We start from the raw sequence: 14275 nt of genomic DNA on the forward strand, positions 1-14275 counted from the left end.
ACCATCATTCCCGACATGTTATGTTAAAACGACTGTCCCTACGAGCGCCCGCGCCCGGCAAGGCCTCCGCGGGCCACCGGGCGGTGACCATCGAGTTTCCGGTCGAGTCCAGCGTGCTGCCGAATCCGGTGAACGTGCGCCGACATCGCGCTAGTCGTGCCGGTACGGATCCCGCAGCGGGACGATCCTCCGCTCGAAGTCGTCCTTGATCGCCCGCATTCTCGCCCCCGGCGCGTAGAAGCGGCCCTTGGTCTCCCCGTACGGGGCAAGCCAGCCCTTGGCCGCCAGGTCGCGCAGGTCCCTGGCCGCCTGCCCCTGGCTGAGCGACTCGTCCAGCTGGTACCTGCTCCGGCGCAGCCGCCGGTTGACGAACACCTCGTAGAGCGCCGAGACGGTGCGGGTGTTGAGCCCGTCGGCGTCGATCTGCTCCTCCAGAAGCATCCACACCTCCCCCGCCTCGGAAAGCCTGCGCCGGACCTGCTGGGCCTGGAGGTGGTGGGCGCGCAGGCAGAAGCGCACCCAGTGCAGCGTGTCCCCGTGCGGGTTCCAGGTTCGTCTTCCGCCCGCGGCCAATGTCCGGTAGTAGTCGACGGTGTTCTCCGCGGTTCCCAGCCACTCCTCGATGGAGGAGAACTCCGGGGTGGTGATCCGCTCCCTGCCGAGCACCAGTGTCTGGACCGCCCGCGACATGCGGCCGTTCCCGTCCCGCCAAGGGTGGATGCTCACCAGGTTGAAGTGGGCCATCGCCGCCCGCACGTAGCTCGGCGCCTTCAGGTCGCCCTCGTTGAGCCAGGCGACCAGCTCGGCCAGCAGCTCCGGCACCCGCTCGGCGTCCGGGCCCTCGTAGACGACCTCTCCGGTGGTGGAGTTGCGGACGTAGATGCCACCGGGCCGCACCGTGCCCGGGGTCTTGCCATGGTGATGACCGATCATCATGAAATTGAGCGCGTGGAGCAGGCCCGCGTCGAACGCGAACACTGGGGCGCGGGAGAGCATCTGGATGTAGGTGAGCGCCTGCTGGTAGCCGGAGATCTCCCTGGCGACCGCCCTGGAGGTCTCCAGGGGCTCCTCACCGGCCATGATCGACTCGATGTCCTCGACGCTGGCCCGGTAGCCCTCGATCGAGTTGGAACCCTGGATGGCCCGCGCCTGGAGCTGGCGCCTGAGCTGGCCGTCCCAGCGGTGGGTCTCCGCGAGGCGGTATTTCAGGTCGCGGCGCATCTCCTCGATCTCGCCGAGAACCGCTTCGTCGATGGCCTCCAGGGAAGGCGTTCCGTACAGCATGGATCCCATGTCACCATGACCGAATCATTCGGTCAATTAACTTTATGATTCGTCCATTTATATCCGACGGGCCCGTTCCGTCCCGTGACACGCGGATTGCCGGAGCTTGGCCGATCCGGCATCCACCGGGCAGCCGGACGGCCCACCCCCTCGGGTGAGAGGGCGGGCCGTCGTGGGGATCGCCGCTCAGGCGGCGGCGTGTTCGGCCACCTTGGCCGGGGTGAGCGCGATGTCCAGGACCTCGCGCACGTCGCTCACCGCGTGGACGGTGAGCTCGTCGCGGACGGCCTGCGGGACGTCGTCCAGGTCGGGCTCGTTGCGTGCCGGGATCAGCACCGTCGTGATGCCCGCCCGATGGGCGGCCAGCAGCTTCTGCTTGACCCCGCCGATCGGGAGCACCCGGCCGGTGAGGGAGACCTCGCCGGTCATGGCCACGTCGGCGCGGACCTGACGGCCCGACAGCAGCGAGGCCAGGGCCGTGATCAGGGTGACGCCCGCGGACGGGCCGTCCTTGGGAACGGCCCCGGCCGGGAAGTGGACGTGCACCGAGCGGTCCTTGAGGGAACCGACGGGCAGCTCCAGCTCCGCACCCCGCGAGCGCAGGTAGGAGAGCGCGATCCTGGCCGACTCCTTCATCACGTCGCCGAGCTGGCCGGTCAGGGTCAGGCCGGTGTCGCCGGTCTCGGGGTCGGCCAGGGACGCCTCCACGTAGAGCACGTCACCGCCCGCCCCGGTGACCGCCAGGCCGGTCGCCACGCCGGGCACCGCCGTGCGCTGGCTGGACTCGGGAAGCGAGGACTCCGGCACGTTGCGCGGGCGGCCCAGATAGGGGACCAGGTCCCCCACCGTCACGGGCAGCTCGCCCTCGCCGAGCGCGACGTTGGCCGTCACCTTGCGCAGGATCCTGGCGATCGAGCGCTCCAGGGACCGGACCCCGGCCTCCCTGGTGTACTCACTCGCGAGCCTGCGCAGCGCGTCCTCGTCGACCGTGACGTCCTCGGCGGTGAGACCGGCCTTGTCGAGCTGGCGCGGGAGCAGGTGGTCCCGGGCGATGGCGACCTTCTCGTCCTCGGTGTAGCCGTCGAGCGTCACGATCTCCATGCGGTCCAGCAGCGGGCCGGGGATGGCCTCCAGCACGTTGGCGGTCGCCAGGAAGAGCACGTCGCTGAGGTCGAGCTCCACCTCCAGGTAGTGGTCGCGGAAGGTGTGGTTCTGCGCGGGGTCGAGCACCTCGAGCAGCGCCGCCGTCGGGTCGCCCCGGTAGTCGGAGCCGACCTTGTCGACCTCGTCGAGCAGCACGACCGGGTTCATCGAGCCGGCCTCGCGGATGGCCCTGACGATCCGGCCCGACTGGGCACCGACGTAGGTGCGCCGGTGACCGCGGATCTCGGCCTCGTCCCGGACACCGCCGAGGGCGACGCGGACGAACTTGCGGCCCATCGCGCGGGCGACGGACTCGCCGAGGGAGGTCTTGCCGACCCCGGGAGGGCCGGCCAGCGCGAGCACGGCGCCGCTGCGACGGCCGCCGACCACGCCGAGCCCCTTCTCCGCCCTGCGCCCGCGGACGGCGAGGTATTCGATGATGCGGTCCTTGACGTCGTCGAGACCGGTGTGGTCGGCGTCGAGGACGGCGCGGGCCGCGGCGATGTCGTACGAGTCCTCGGTCCGCTCGTTCCACGGGATGTCGAGGACGGTGTCGAGCCAGGTGCGGATCCAGCCGGTCTCGGGAGACTGGTCGGAGGTCCGCTCCAGCTTGTCGACCTCCTTGAGCGCGGCCTGGCGCACCTTTTCCGGCAGGTCGGCGGCCTCGACGCGGGAGCGGTAGTCCTCCTCCTCGGAGGCGGAGGTGTCGCCGTTCAGCTCGGCGAGCTCCTTGCGGACCGCCGCGAGCTGCTGGCGGAGCAGGAACTCGCGCTGCTGCTTCTCCATGCCCTCCTGGACGTCCTTGCGGATCGTCTCGGCCACGTCGATCTCGGCCAGGTGCTCGCGCGACCACTCGACCAGCTTCTCCAACCGGTCCGCCGGGTCGGCGGTCTCCAGGATCTCCGCCTTGCGCGAGGTGCTCAGCCAGGGAGCGTAGCCGGAGTTGTCGGCCAGGACCGAGGGATCGTCCATCTGGTTGACCGCGTCGACGACCTGCCAGGCGCCCCGCTTCTGCAGGATCGTGGTGGCCAGCGCCTTGTACGCCTTCGCCAGCTCGTGGGCGCGCTCGTCCGCCGCGACCACGGGAATGCGGGTGGCCTGCACCCACAGGGCCGCGCCCGGACCGGTCGTGCCGGTGCCCACCCGGACCCGGTCGACGCCGCGCAGCACGGCGGCGGGCTCGCCGCCGGGCAGCCTGCCCACCTGCTCGACGATCGCCCGCACGCCCACCGAGCCGTATCTTCCGTCGATCCGGGGAACGAGCAGGACTTCGGGCTTGTTGTCAGCGAGAGCCTGCGCCGCGTCGATCGCGGCCCGGACCTCGGTCTCCGACAGGTCAAGCGGGACCACCATGCCCGGCAGCACGACCTCGTCGTCGAGCGGCAGGACCGGGAGGATCAAGCTCTCACTCATGTGAACTCCAAGGGTTGAGTTGTACTCACTCAATTAATGGGAGCCCGAGAATGTTCCCGAGGTTGAGCGTGTTCGCTGTGAGCGATCGTAATCGTGTAATCGGAGTCATCGGCCGCCCTCTCCACGGTGGGGCTCGTCAAGCGGCGCACCCCCGTGTACGACATCAAGACGCTCTGGCCCCGGCGTATCACCCGGTGTGGGGGGATACGCCGGGGCCAGAGCCCGGTCTCACCCGCCGCGTGCCCGCCCCCATGACGGACAACCGGTGTGAGCGCTCTCCCCTAGATCTCGCGCCAGGCCTGGCAGACGCCCTCCACGAGCACCCCGACAGCTGATCCCGCCGTCACCGGGGCCGCGTGGCCGGGTACTCGCGCGATGATCTGGGTGCCGTCGGCGAGCCGGAGCGTGACGATCGCGTCGTGGCCGTGAAAGTCGTAACCGGTCACGGTCGCGGTCACCGCCGGGCCGGCCGACGCCGTGGTGAGGCGGATCTGTTCGGGGCGCACCATGGCGGTGAGGCTCCCACTCCCCGCCGGTATCCCACCCACCGGGATGTGACCGAGTGCCGTGGACAGCACGGTGCCAGCCGCGCCTGGGCCGATATCGGTTCCGGCGGGCAGGAACACCGCGTCACCCACGAACGCCGCCACCCATGGGTCCACCGGTTCCCGGTAGACGTCGACCGCCGGTCCGCTCTGGATGACCAGGCCGTCGCGCATCACCGCGACCTGATCGGCGCTGGAGAGGGCCTCGCCCTGGTCGTGGGTGACGAGGATGGCGGTCGCCCCGTCGGCCCGTAGCGCGGCGCGCACGTCGCGCCGCAGGTCGGCGCGGAGTCCGGCGTCCAGCGCGCTGAACGGCTCGTCGAGCAGGATGAGGGAGGGACGCGGTGCCAGCGCCCTGGCGACCGCCACGCGCTGCTGCTGCCCGCCGGACAGGTGATGCGGCATCCGCTCGCCCTGTCCGGACAGGCCCACCAGGGTGAGCACTTCCTCGACGCGGTCCGAACGCCGTTCCTCCCGGTTCAGGCCGTACCCGACGTTGTCGCCCACCGACAGGTGCGGGAAGAGCGCGCCCTCCTGCGGGACGGTGACGACATGCCGGCGTTCCGGGGAGGTGTGCGTCCCCGGACCCGCGACGATCCGCCCGTCAATGGCGATCTCACCGGCATCGAGCCGTTCGAAACCCGCCACACAGCGCAGCAGGGTCGTCTTGCCGCACCCCGAAGGGCCGAGTACGGCGGTCAGGGTGCCGCTCGGCACGGTGAGGTCGACTCCGGCGAGCGCGGTCATCGCGCCGTACCTCTTGGCGATGCCACTCAGTTCCAGCCGGCTCATCTGGTGGACTCCCTGGTGAGGATGCCGGTGCGCGAGGTGAGCAGCCACGCGGGCACCGATGACAGCAGCACGAGCAACGCCGCGTAGGGGGCGGCGGCGGCGTAGGCCGCCACGGTGGTGTGCGTCCACAGTTCGGTGGCGAGGGTGTCGACACCCGTCGGGCGCAACAGGAGCGTAGCGGGCAGTTCCTTCATGCAGGCCAGGAAGGCCAGCGCGGCGCCGGCGCCGATCCCGGGCAGGGTGAGGGGCAGGGTCACCGTGCGCAGCACGGCCGGCGGTCTTCGGCCCAGTGATCGGGCGACGTCCTCCAGGACGGGTGGTGCCTGGGCCGCCGCCGCGGTGACCGCGGCCACCGCCAGCGGAAGGAACAGGGCGGCGTAGCCGAGCGCGAGCAGCCAGGTCGTCTGGTAGATCGGATAGGCGAGGCTGATTCCGAAGGAGACCAGGGAGAGGCCGATGACCAGCCCCGGCAGGGCGTGGCTGAGGTAGCCGAGACGATCGAGCAGTGTGGTCAGCGGGCTTGGCGCCTTGGCGGTGAGCACGCCCAGCGGCAGCGCGAGCAGCACGGTGAGCGCGGTGCCCGCGAAGGAGAGCCAGAGCGAGTTGCCCGCGGCGGCGGCCACCTCGGGCCAGGCCCCCGGCCGCGAGACACCCTCGATCATCCGGTGGCCGAGGCTCACCACGGTGACACCGAGGGAGAGTCCGGCGAGAGCGAGCAGCACGAAGGTGGCGGGCCACCGCGTCCGGGCGAGGCGGAACCGGGCCGGGGCCCGGCGGGCGGCGCCCAGATGAGCGTAGCGGGCACCGCGCTGGCGGCTCGCCGTCTCACCCGCGAGTATGAGCATCGTCAGGAGGACCAGCACGCTTGACAGCACCAGCGCCCCGGTCCGGTCGAAGCCCAGGTCGAAGGCGACGAAGATGGCCCGGGTGAAGGTGTCGGCCCGTACGATCGACACCGCACCGAAATCCGACAGAACGTACAGTGCCACCAGCAGCGCGCCGCCCGCGACCGCGGGACGGACCTGCCGCAGTGTCACGCCGGTGAAGGTGCGCCAGGCGTTTCTGCCCAGCGACCGAGACACCTCCTCCTGGGCCGGGTCGGCGCCCTTGAGCGCCGCGGCGACGGGCAGGAAGACGTAGGGATAGGAGCACAGCGTCAGCACCAGCGCCGCCGCCCAGAAGCCCTCGAACCCGTCCACGGTCGATCTCCACGCGAATGCCGCGATATAGGTCGGCACCGCGAGCGGCAGGGCCGCCAGGACCGCGAACGCGCGCCTGGCGGGCAGATCTGTCCGTACGACCAGGAAGGCCGAGCCGACCCCCAGCACGAGGCAACCGGCGCTCACCACCACCGCCAGGCCGAGGGTACGGAGCGCGAGTAGCGCGACTCGCGGGGTGAACACCTCCTCGGCGATACGCTCCCAGCCCGCTTCGGCCGTCCGCACGCCGAGATAGAGCACCGGGATGAGGGCCACCGCGACGGCCAGTACCGACAGGGCCAGCAGTAGCGGCCTGCGAGGACGTCCGGCCACCGGCAGGACACGCCCGAACGACCATGGGGTGGGTCCGTCGTGGCGGACCCGCTTGGCGAGATGCGATCGCATGGTCAGAAGACGAGTCCTGATTCCCTGATCAACGCGATCGTGGCCCCAGGCCGACCGAGATCGTTGAACCCCACCGCGGGAACCTGAAGCGCGCCGGCCTCCCGGGCGAGGAACGCGTCCGCCGGGGACCGATCCCCACCTGCGGCGGCGGAACCGCTCCCGGAATCGTCTCCGCAGGCGGCGGGCCCGAACAGCAGGGCACCCGCTACCGGTGCGAGCACGGCTTTGGGGGGTTCAGCGGGCATGGCGGTGTTTTCCTTCTGTCGATCGAGAGGAGTCCGATCACGGCTTCGACAACGCTGTAAAAGTTAGCCGAGCCTAACCTAAGGGTAGATTGGCGGCAAAGGCACCCCCCTCGGAAGCCACGGCACCATCCGGCGCGCCCGGCTCCCGGCGGCATGCCCCACCCGCTCACGCCGAGAACCTCGTCCCCGCACGCCCCACCCGAAACTCGACGCGGAGGGTGGCCGGTTTAATGACGAGGTGTCGTCATCGGCTTGACGGGAGGGTGCGATTTTTGTGACACTGCGTCATGAAAAGTTTCCTCGCCGCGGAGTGATCATGAGTGAGCCGCCGTTCTCCGAAGTCCTCAGGAACGCCACCTGGGGCGACCACGAATCCGCCGAGGACGAGAGCTACCTCAAGGCCCTGATGGCGGGCAGCCTCACCCCCGAGGCGTACGGCGAGATGGTCGCCCAGCACTACTTCGCCTACGTGGCCCTGGACGGCGCCGCACGGTCGCTCGCCGAGGACCCCGTCGCGGCACCGTTCGTCTTTCCCGAGCTCTACCGGGAGGAGGCCCTGGTCCGCGACCTGGAGACGATCTACGGGTCCGGCTGGCGGTCCAGGATCGAGCCCTCCAAGCCGACCCTGACCCTGGTCGCCCGCATCAACCAGGTCGCCACCTGGCCGGCCGGCTACATCGCCCACCACTACACCCGCTACATGGGCGACCTGTCCGGCGGGCAGTTCATCCGGATGGAGCTGCAGAAGATCTACGGCTACCAGCCGGGCGGCGGCATCGACTTCTACCTGTTCGACGGGATCGGCAGCCTGCCCCGTTTCAAGAACGAGTACCGGGCCCGGCTGGACGCACTACCCCTGGACGAGGCCGAGAAGCAGCGGCTGATCCGCGAGACCAAGCTCGCCTACCTGCTCAACACCGAGGTCCTGGGCGAGCTCGGCCGGGTGGCCCGGTCCGAGGTCGCCGCCTGAACCCGGTCGTCCCACAGCACGAGTGAACGCTCCGGCACGGATTCTCCGTGCCGGAGCGTTCAGCCGTCCGGCGCCGATCCCCGGTCCCGGCAAAGCCCCCCAAGGCATACGGCACTCAGAAGGCGTACGGCCCGAAACGGCCCCAGGCCACGAAGGCGGCCAGTAGCAGGAGCACCAGGTTCATCGGAAGTGCCGAATACTCCTTGCGCCGGGCGTGCACGACGATGGCGCCGATCATCGTGATCACCAGGCCGGCGGCGGCGAGCGGGGTCAGCACGGGCAGGATGCCGGTGAGAGCGGGCAGGATCAGCCCGATCCCGGCCAGCACCTCAAGGATGCCGATGGCCTTGACCTGTCCGCCGGAGAAATCCTCCACCCATCCCCCCAAGTTGGCGATCAGCTTCTCGCGCGGCTGGGTGGACTTGGTGAGACCCGCGATGAGGAACATCGCGGCGAGCAGGCCCTGCCCGATCCAGAGGACAACGTTCATCAGGCACTCCGAAAAATAAGTGAAGGCACACCTTCGTTTGCCGCCACCGTAGCACAACCGCAGGGAACCCTTCACTTTGTAGAATCGGCTCATGGAAGCGTGCAAACGGCGGAGGTTGCGCAGGGACGCCGAGATCAACCGGGAACGGATCATGACAGCGGCGCGCGTCGCGTTCCGCGAGCGCGGGCTCGACGTGCCCCTGGAGGAGATCGCCCGCCGGGCCGAGGTGAACATCGCCACGCTCTACCGGCGCTTCCCCGACCGCGAGGCGCTCATCGAGGCGATCCTGGCCGACCACATGGCCGATTTCGTCGAGGCCGCCGAGGCGGCGGAGCTCGCCGACGACCCCTGGGAGGCGTTCGCCGGGCTGGTCGAACACGTCTGCGGGATGCAGGCCGCCGACCAGGGGGTGACCGAGGCCCTCACCACCTGTTTCCCCACCGCGGCGCTGGAGGCGCCGAGAGCACGGGCGATGGCGGCGGTCGACCGGGTGATCGAGCGGGCCCGCCGCGCGGGGACGCTGCGCGCCGACTTCACCGGTCAGGACCTTATGCTGATCATGATGGCCAACGCCGGGGTGCTCGGCTCCACCCGCTGCACCGCCCCTCAGGCGTGGCGGCGACTGATCGGCCTGATCCTCGACGCCTGCCGCGCCGACCGCGTCGGCCCTCCGCTCCCCCCGGCCCCCAGCACCAAGGACCTGCAGGCCGCCATGAGTTCGGCGCGCCCCCAGCGCTGACCTCGCGGCCGGACCCCAAACGACCTGACAGCCGGCGACGGCACTGTGCGACCATGGGGCCATGCCCCGGATTTCGGCCGCGACCATCGGCGAGCACCGCGCCCAGACACAGGACCGCATCCTGCAGGCGGTCTCGCGTCTCTCCCGGGAGCAGGGCATCGACGCCATCTCCATGACCGAGGTGGCGAACGAGGCCGAGATCACCCGCACCGTGCTGTACAACTACTTCCCCGACAAGGCCGCGCTGCTGCTGGCCTTCACCGAGCGGGTGACGCACTACTTCATCGACAGCTACGAGCGGGAGCTGCCCGAACGGGCCTTGCCCGCCGAGCGGCTGCGGGTCTTCGTCAGGCTCCAGCTCGACGGGCTGCTCGCCCACCCCCATCCCGGCCCCGCCGACCTGTCCGCGGCGCTGGGCCCCGACGCCTACCAGCGCCTGGCCGACCATGTCGAGCCGATGCAGCGCATCCTGACCGGCATCATCGACAGCGGCGTGGCCTCGGGCGACTTCCACGCCCCCGACGTGGAAGTCGCCGCCCGCTTCATCCTCGCCGTCATCGGCGCCGAGCGGGTCCCGCTGCTCAGCGGCGCGGTGACGCCCGAGGAGGCCGCGGAGATGGTCTCCGGCTTCGTGCTACGCGGCCTGGGCACGACCTGAGCCCACCGGATGGTGCGGGTTCCGTCACGGTGGACGTCCCGGCCGTGTCCCGCGGCCCGGAGTCGGGTGACACTGAAGATCACCCCCTGGTGGGACGCGGACCACGATCGCGCCGCCTAGGCTGATCCGGGTGATCCCCAGCTCCGCGCGGCAGGCCCTCGCACGGCACGCGCGGCCGGTACGGGAGGCCGCCGCGCGACTGGCCCATCCCCTCGTCGAGGCGCTGGTGACCGGGGCGGCCGATCCGGCCGGCCGCCTCCGGTCACGCCGCCTCCGCCCCCGCATGCCGAGGGTGCTGAGGCTGCTGCCGTTCCGGACGATCGACCTGGTCCTGCTGGCCGACCTGGCGCTGACCTTCATACTGTTCAAAGCCTGCCTCTCCATGCTCCAGGAGACGGCGGCCCGGGTGAACTCCCCGCTCGATCCGGACTGGCTCACGCTCACGGCCCTGGCCTTCTCCCTGCCGCTCGCGCTCCGTAGCCGGTGGCCACTGGCCGCCTGGCGGGCAGCGGTCGTGCTGATCCCCCTGGGTACGGTCGTCTCACGGCAGTTGATCGACCCCCCGTACAACGTGGACACCGCGATCATGTACGCGCTCGTGGTCTACGCGGTCGCGGTCCGCTCCGAGCGGCACATCACCGTGGGCGTGTGGATCGTCTCGGTCCTCGTCACCTGGATGATCTACCCCGGTTCGCTGACCGTCGTCACCGGCATCGTCACGGCGACCGTCCTGTTCGGCCACAACGTGCGCGCCCGGCGGCTGGCCATCGGCCTGCTGGCCCAGGAGGAGCAGCGCAGCCGGCAGGCACTGGCCGGACAGGCCGTACTGGAGGAGCGGGCCAGGATCGCCAGGGAACTGCACGACGTCGTCGCCCACCACATGTCGGTGATCGCCATCCAGGCCGAGGCCGTTCCGCTGCGAGCGGCCGGAGACACGGAGCGCCTGGAGGAAGGGCTGAGAGAGATCCGCGCGCTGTCGCTCGCGGCCATGACCGAGATGCGCCGCGTACTGGGCGTGCTGAGGGAGGACGACGGGCACGCGGACATCGCGCCGCAGCCGGGCCTCGGCCGCTTGGAGGAACTCATCGACACCGCACGCTCCGCAGGGCTCACCGTGACGCTCAAGGTGGGCGGCGACCTGACGGGGCTGCCCACGGCGGTGAGCCTGTCCGCCTACCGGATCGCCCAGGAGTCGCTCAGCAACGCCATGCGGCACGCACCCGGTTCGGCCGTCTCGATGAGGATCGCCCGGTACGGCGCCGAGTTGCACGTCCAGGTGACGAACGACGCCGGGCACCGTTCCCCCGGGGAACCCCGGCGCATGGGGCACGGCCTGATCGGGATGCGGGAACGGGTGTCCATGCTCGGCGGAAGCCTGTGGGCCGGGCCGGTCGGGGCGGGCTTCGCGGTCACCGCCATACTGCCGATCACGGGGAACGCTTGACCTCCTGCCCCGGGCCGAAGCCCGGGGTCTCCACGCTCAAGGAGATTCGATGACGATCCGGGTGCTCATAGCCGATGACCAGGGCATGGTACGGACCGGCTTCACCGTTTTCCTGAGCTCGCAGCCGGACATCGAGGTCGTGGGCGAGGCCGCCGACGGGCGCGAGGCCGTGGCCCGGACGGCCGAACTGCGGCCCGACGTCGTGCTGATGGACGTGCGGATGCCGGTCATGGACGGCCTCGCGGCGACGCGGGAGATCATGGAATCCACCGGTCCCACCCCGAGGATCCTGATTCTGACCACGTTCGACCTCGACGACTACGTCTACGAGGCGCTGCGGGCCGGGGCGAGCGGGTTCCTGCTCAAGGACGCCTCGGCACAGCAGCTGGCCGAGGCGGTACGGGTGCTGGCGGCCGGGGAGGCGCTGCTGGCGCCCTCGGTGACCCGGCGGCTGATCGCGGAGTTCGCCCGCGTCGGCCCGCGCCGCCCGCGTGGGCGCCTGGACGACATCACCGAGCGCGAGACCGAGGTGCTCGCGCTCATCGCGCGGGGCAGGTCCAACCAGGAGATCGCCGAGGAGCTGATCCTGTCGGAGCAGACCGTCAAGACCCACGTGGGCCGGATCCTCACGAAGCTGAACCTGCGCGACCGCGCCCAGGCGATCGTCCACGCCTACGAGACGGGCCTGGTCCGCCCAGGCGAATGAGTCCGCGGCGCCTCGGGGCCTCCGGAGTCGTCTTCCCCCCGCCCGCCGGACACCGCACCGGACGACGGACGGTTCGCGTGGAGACGCGACCGGTCACCAGACACTCGCGCCCCGGCCGGGTTCTCACCTCCGGCCTGAGGGTCCTGGTGGCGCCGGCCTCGCTCGCCGGGTGAGCCCGCATCACCCCCGAGAGGGATCGCGAAGACACCTCCCCGGGGTGACGCGATCGACGGGCCGCGGTTCCTAGCCTCCTGTCCAATCCCGCAGGCCGGACAGGAGGCTCGCATGTTCCGCCGCACGCTCGTCGTGGCCGTCGCCACGGCGCTCGCCTACGTGACGGTCCCGCCGCCCGTGGGCGACCGGGTGGTCCGGGTCTACGGCGATCTCGCCGCGGCCGAGTACGTCGCGGTCATCGTCCCCGGGGCCGACACCACGGCCGCCACCTTCGACGGCGGCAGGGCCAAGCGGTACAACACGCCGGGGGGAGGGGCGCGGGCGGTGCTGGCCGAGGCTCGGGCGCTGGATCCGGGGGCGAGGCTGGCGGTGGTCGCCTGGCTCGGCTATGACAGCCCGGCGATGCTCAGCCTTCGCGTGATGACCGACGGGGCCGCCGAGCGGGGCGCGGTGGAGTTGCGGCGCTACGTCATCGGAGCCCTGGAAGGCAAGCGGGTCAGCCTGCTGTGCCACAGCTACGGCTCGGTGGTGTGCGCCGGGGCCGTACCCGCCTCCGGGGTCGCCGACACGGCCGTCTTCGGCAGCCCGGGACTGGGCGTCTCCTCGGCTGCCGAGCTGGGCGGCACCCGTCTGTGGGTGGGCAGCGGCGCCCTCGACTGGATGCGCGAGGTGCCCAAACTCCGGATCGGCCCGTTCGGCTTCGGCCCCGATCCCGCCGCCCCGGCCTTCGGCGCCCACCCGTTCGGGACCGAAGACGCCGGGCACGACGACTATCTCAAGCCGGGCAGCGAGTCGCTGCGCAACCTGACCCTGATCGCCCTCGGCCGAGGCGGCGAGGTGTCCGGTGGCTAGCCTCACGGCCGGGATCGAGGCGGCCACCCCGGTCGGCCGGGACAGGGGGGTGGACGCGCTGCGGGCGCTGGCGATCCTGGGCGTGGTGCTGGGGCACTGGCTGGTGACGGCGTGGGCGCCGGGCCCGGCGGGGGCGGTGTACATGGCCAGCCCGCTCAGCCACCTGCCGGCGTTGACACCACTGTCCTGGGTGTTCCAGACACTGGCGGTGTTCTTCTTCGTCGGCGGCTACGCGGCGGCGCGCGGCCTCCGCCCGGCGGCCCTCAGGCCGGACTCCGCGGCCCCCACCGCATCGCGCGCTCCAGCGGGGGTTGCCCGCGAGGCGTATCCGGCGGGGGCGTGGGTGCGGGCCAGGATGGGGAGGCTGCTGGGGCCGGTGGTACCGCTCGCCCTGGTCTGGACGGGAATCGCAACGGGGATGGCGCTGCGCGGGGCACCGGTGGGGCTGATCAGGTCGATGGTGCTCCCGGCGGTGGGGCCGCTGTGGTTCCTGGCCGTCTTCGCCGCGCTGACCGCGGCCACTCCCCTGCTCCTGCGGGCGCATCCGGCTGTCACGGCCGCCGTGGCGTTCACGGTGGTGCTCGGGGTGGACCTGGCCAGGTTCTGGCTCGGCGGTCCCGCCTGGCTGGGATGGGCGAACCTGGTGGCCGGCTGGCTGGTGCCGTACGCGCTGGGGATCGCCTGGGCGAGCGGCCTGCTCGGCTCGCGCCGGGTGGCGGTGGGTCTGCTGGCCGGTGGGGCGATCGGGGCGGCGCTGCTGGTCACCGGGTTCGGGTATCCGGCGAGCATGGTGGGGGTGACCGGGGCCGCGGTCTCCAATCTGGCGCCGCCTACCCTGGCGGCGGTCTGCTTCGGGCTCGCCCAGGTGGGGGCGGCACTGCTGGCGCGCGCTCCGCTGGCCCGGTTGATGCGGCGTCCCCGGCTGTGGGCGCCGGTCGCGCTGGCCAACCTGTCGGCGATGACGCTCTTCCTGTGGCACCAGAGCGCGCCGGCCGTGATCGCCGTCGCCGCCCTGCGCCTCGGCGACGTCCCCGGCCTGCTGGCCGTGCCGGACGAGCCGGTCTGGCTGCTGCACCGGCTGGCCTGGTTTCCGGTGTTCGTGGCGGTTCTCGCGCTCGCCTGGTTGCCGGGGGTCATCCGGAGGCGGCTTGATGACAGGGGGGCGGCATCTGCTTGACGAGATGGCACGGCTCCTGCGCCGCCATTTTTTCAGTCG

The 14275-nt window shown here is 71.2% G+C and carries 13 protein-coding genes; 7 read left to right on the forward strand and 6 right to left on the reverse strand.

From position 1 onward, the window contains the following. Window positions 1–150: 150 nt before the first annotated feature. From ABT061_RS19795 to ABT061_RS19815, 5 genes are all read right to left on the reverse strand, one after another. A complete protein-coding gene (locus tag ABT061_RS19795; protein WP_350919510.1) occupies window positions 151–1293 on the reverse strand; it encodes a Fic family protein in 1143 nt (380 codons plus the stop codon). Window positions 1294–1470: 177 nt separating this feature from the next. Further along, the gene (gene lon / locus ABT061_RS19800) at window positions 1471–3840 is read right to left on the reverse strand and encodes an endopeptidase La (protein WP_350919512.1); all 2370 of its coding nucleotides are present in this window, start codon (window positions 3838–3840) and stop codon (window positions 1471–1473) included. 281 nt (window positions 3841–4121) lie between these two features. Then, complete coding sequence (locus tag ABT061_RS19805) at window positions 4122–5177, reverse strand: ABC transporter ATP-binding protein (protein ID WP_350919515.1); 1056 nt, start codon at window positions 5175–5177, stop codon at window positions 4122–4124. Continuing rightward, the gene (locus tag ABT061_RS19810; RefSeq protein WP_350919518.1) at window positions 5174–6781 is read right to left on the reverse strand and encodes an ABC transporter permease; all 1608 of its coding nucleotides are present in this window, start codon (window positions 6779–6781) and stop codon (window positions 5174–5176) included. The genes ABT061_RS19805 and ABT061_RS19810 overlap by 4 nt, the downstream gene beginning before the upstream one ends. Before the next feature lie 2 nt (window positions 6782–6783). After that, window positions 6784–7026 (reverse strand): hypothetical protein, encoded by a 243-nt coding sequence (locus ABT061_RS19815; protein ID WP_350919521.1) that lies wholly within the window; start codon window positions 7024–7026, stop codon window positions 6784–6786. Between the two features lie 316 nt (window positions 7027–7342). Between ABT061_RS19815 and ABT061_RS19820 the strand changes: the two genes are divergently transcribed. Next, window positions 7343–7996, forward strand: coding sequence for a biliverdin-producing heme oxygenase (locus tag ABT061_RS19820; protein WP_350919524.1), 654 nt, complete (start codon window positions 7343–7345; stop codon window positions 7994–7996). A gap of 115 nt (window positions 7997–8111) precedes the next feature. On the opposite strand, the gene ABT061_RS19825 is transcribed toward ABT061_RS19820, so the two are convergent. Next, window positions 8112–8486, reverse strand: coding sequence for a DoxX family protein (locus tag ABT061_RS19825; protein ID WP_350919527.1), 375 nt, complete (start codon window positions 8484–8486; stop codon window positions 8112–8114). A 91-nt stretch (window positions 8487–8577) separates the two neighbouring features. Between ABT061_RS19825 and ABT061_RS19830 the strand changes: the two genes are divergently transcribed. The 6 genes from ABT061_RS19830 (at window position 8578) to ABT061_RS19855 (ending at window position 14236) form a co-directional block, all read left to right on the forward strand. Further along, window positions 8578–9225, forward strand: coding sequence for a TetR/AcrR family transcriptional regulator (locus ABT061_RS19830; RefSeq protein WP_350919530.1), 648 nt, complete (start codon window positions 8578–8580; stop codon window positions 9223–9225). A gap of 61 nt (window positions 9226–9286) precedes the next feature. Beyond that, window positions 9287–9883, forward strand: a complete 597-nt coding sequence (locus ABT061_RS19835) for a TetR/AcrR family transcriptional regulator (protein WP_350919533.1) — start codon at window positions 9287–9289, stop codon at window positions 9881–9883. Between the two features lie 130 nt (window positions 9884–10013). Further along, the gene (locus tag ABT061_RS19840) at window positions 10014–11327 is read left to right on the forward strand and encodes a sensor histidine kinase (protein WP_350919536.1); all 1314 of its coding nucleotides are present in this window, start codon (window positions 10014–10016) and stop codon (window positions 11325–11327) included. A gap of 49 nt (window positions 11328–11376) precedes the next feature. Then, window positions 11377–12033 (forward strand): response regulator, encoded by a 657-nt coding sequence (locus ABT061_RS19845; protein ID WP_350919539.1) that lies wholly within the window; start codon window positions 11377–11379, stop codon window positions 12031–12033. Between the two features lie 285 nt (window positions 12034–12318). Further along, on the forward strand, window positions 12319–13059 hold the full coding sequence (locus ABT061_RS19850) for an alpha/beta hydrolase (protein WP_350919542.1): 741 nt from the start codon (window positions 12319–12321) through the stop codon (window positions 13057–13059). After that, window positions 13052–14236, forward strand: coding sequence for an acyltransferase family protein (locus ABT061_RS19855; protein ID WP_350919545.1), 1185 nt, complete (start codon window positions 13052–13054; stop codon window positions 14234–14236). Before ABT061_RS19850 ends, ABT061_RS19855 begins: the two co-directional genes overlap by 8 nt. Window positions 14237–14275: the final 39 nt, after the last annotated feature.

Source organism: Streptosporangium sp. NPDC002544, assembly GCF_040295965.1.
Taxonomy (GTDB): domain Bacteria; phylum Actinomycetota; class Actinomycetes; order Streptosporangiales; family Streptosporangiaceae; genus Streptosporangium.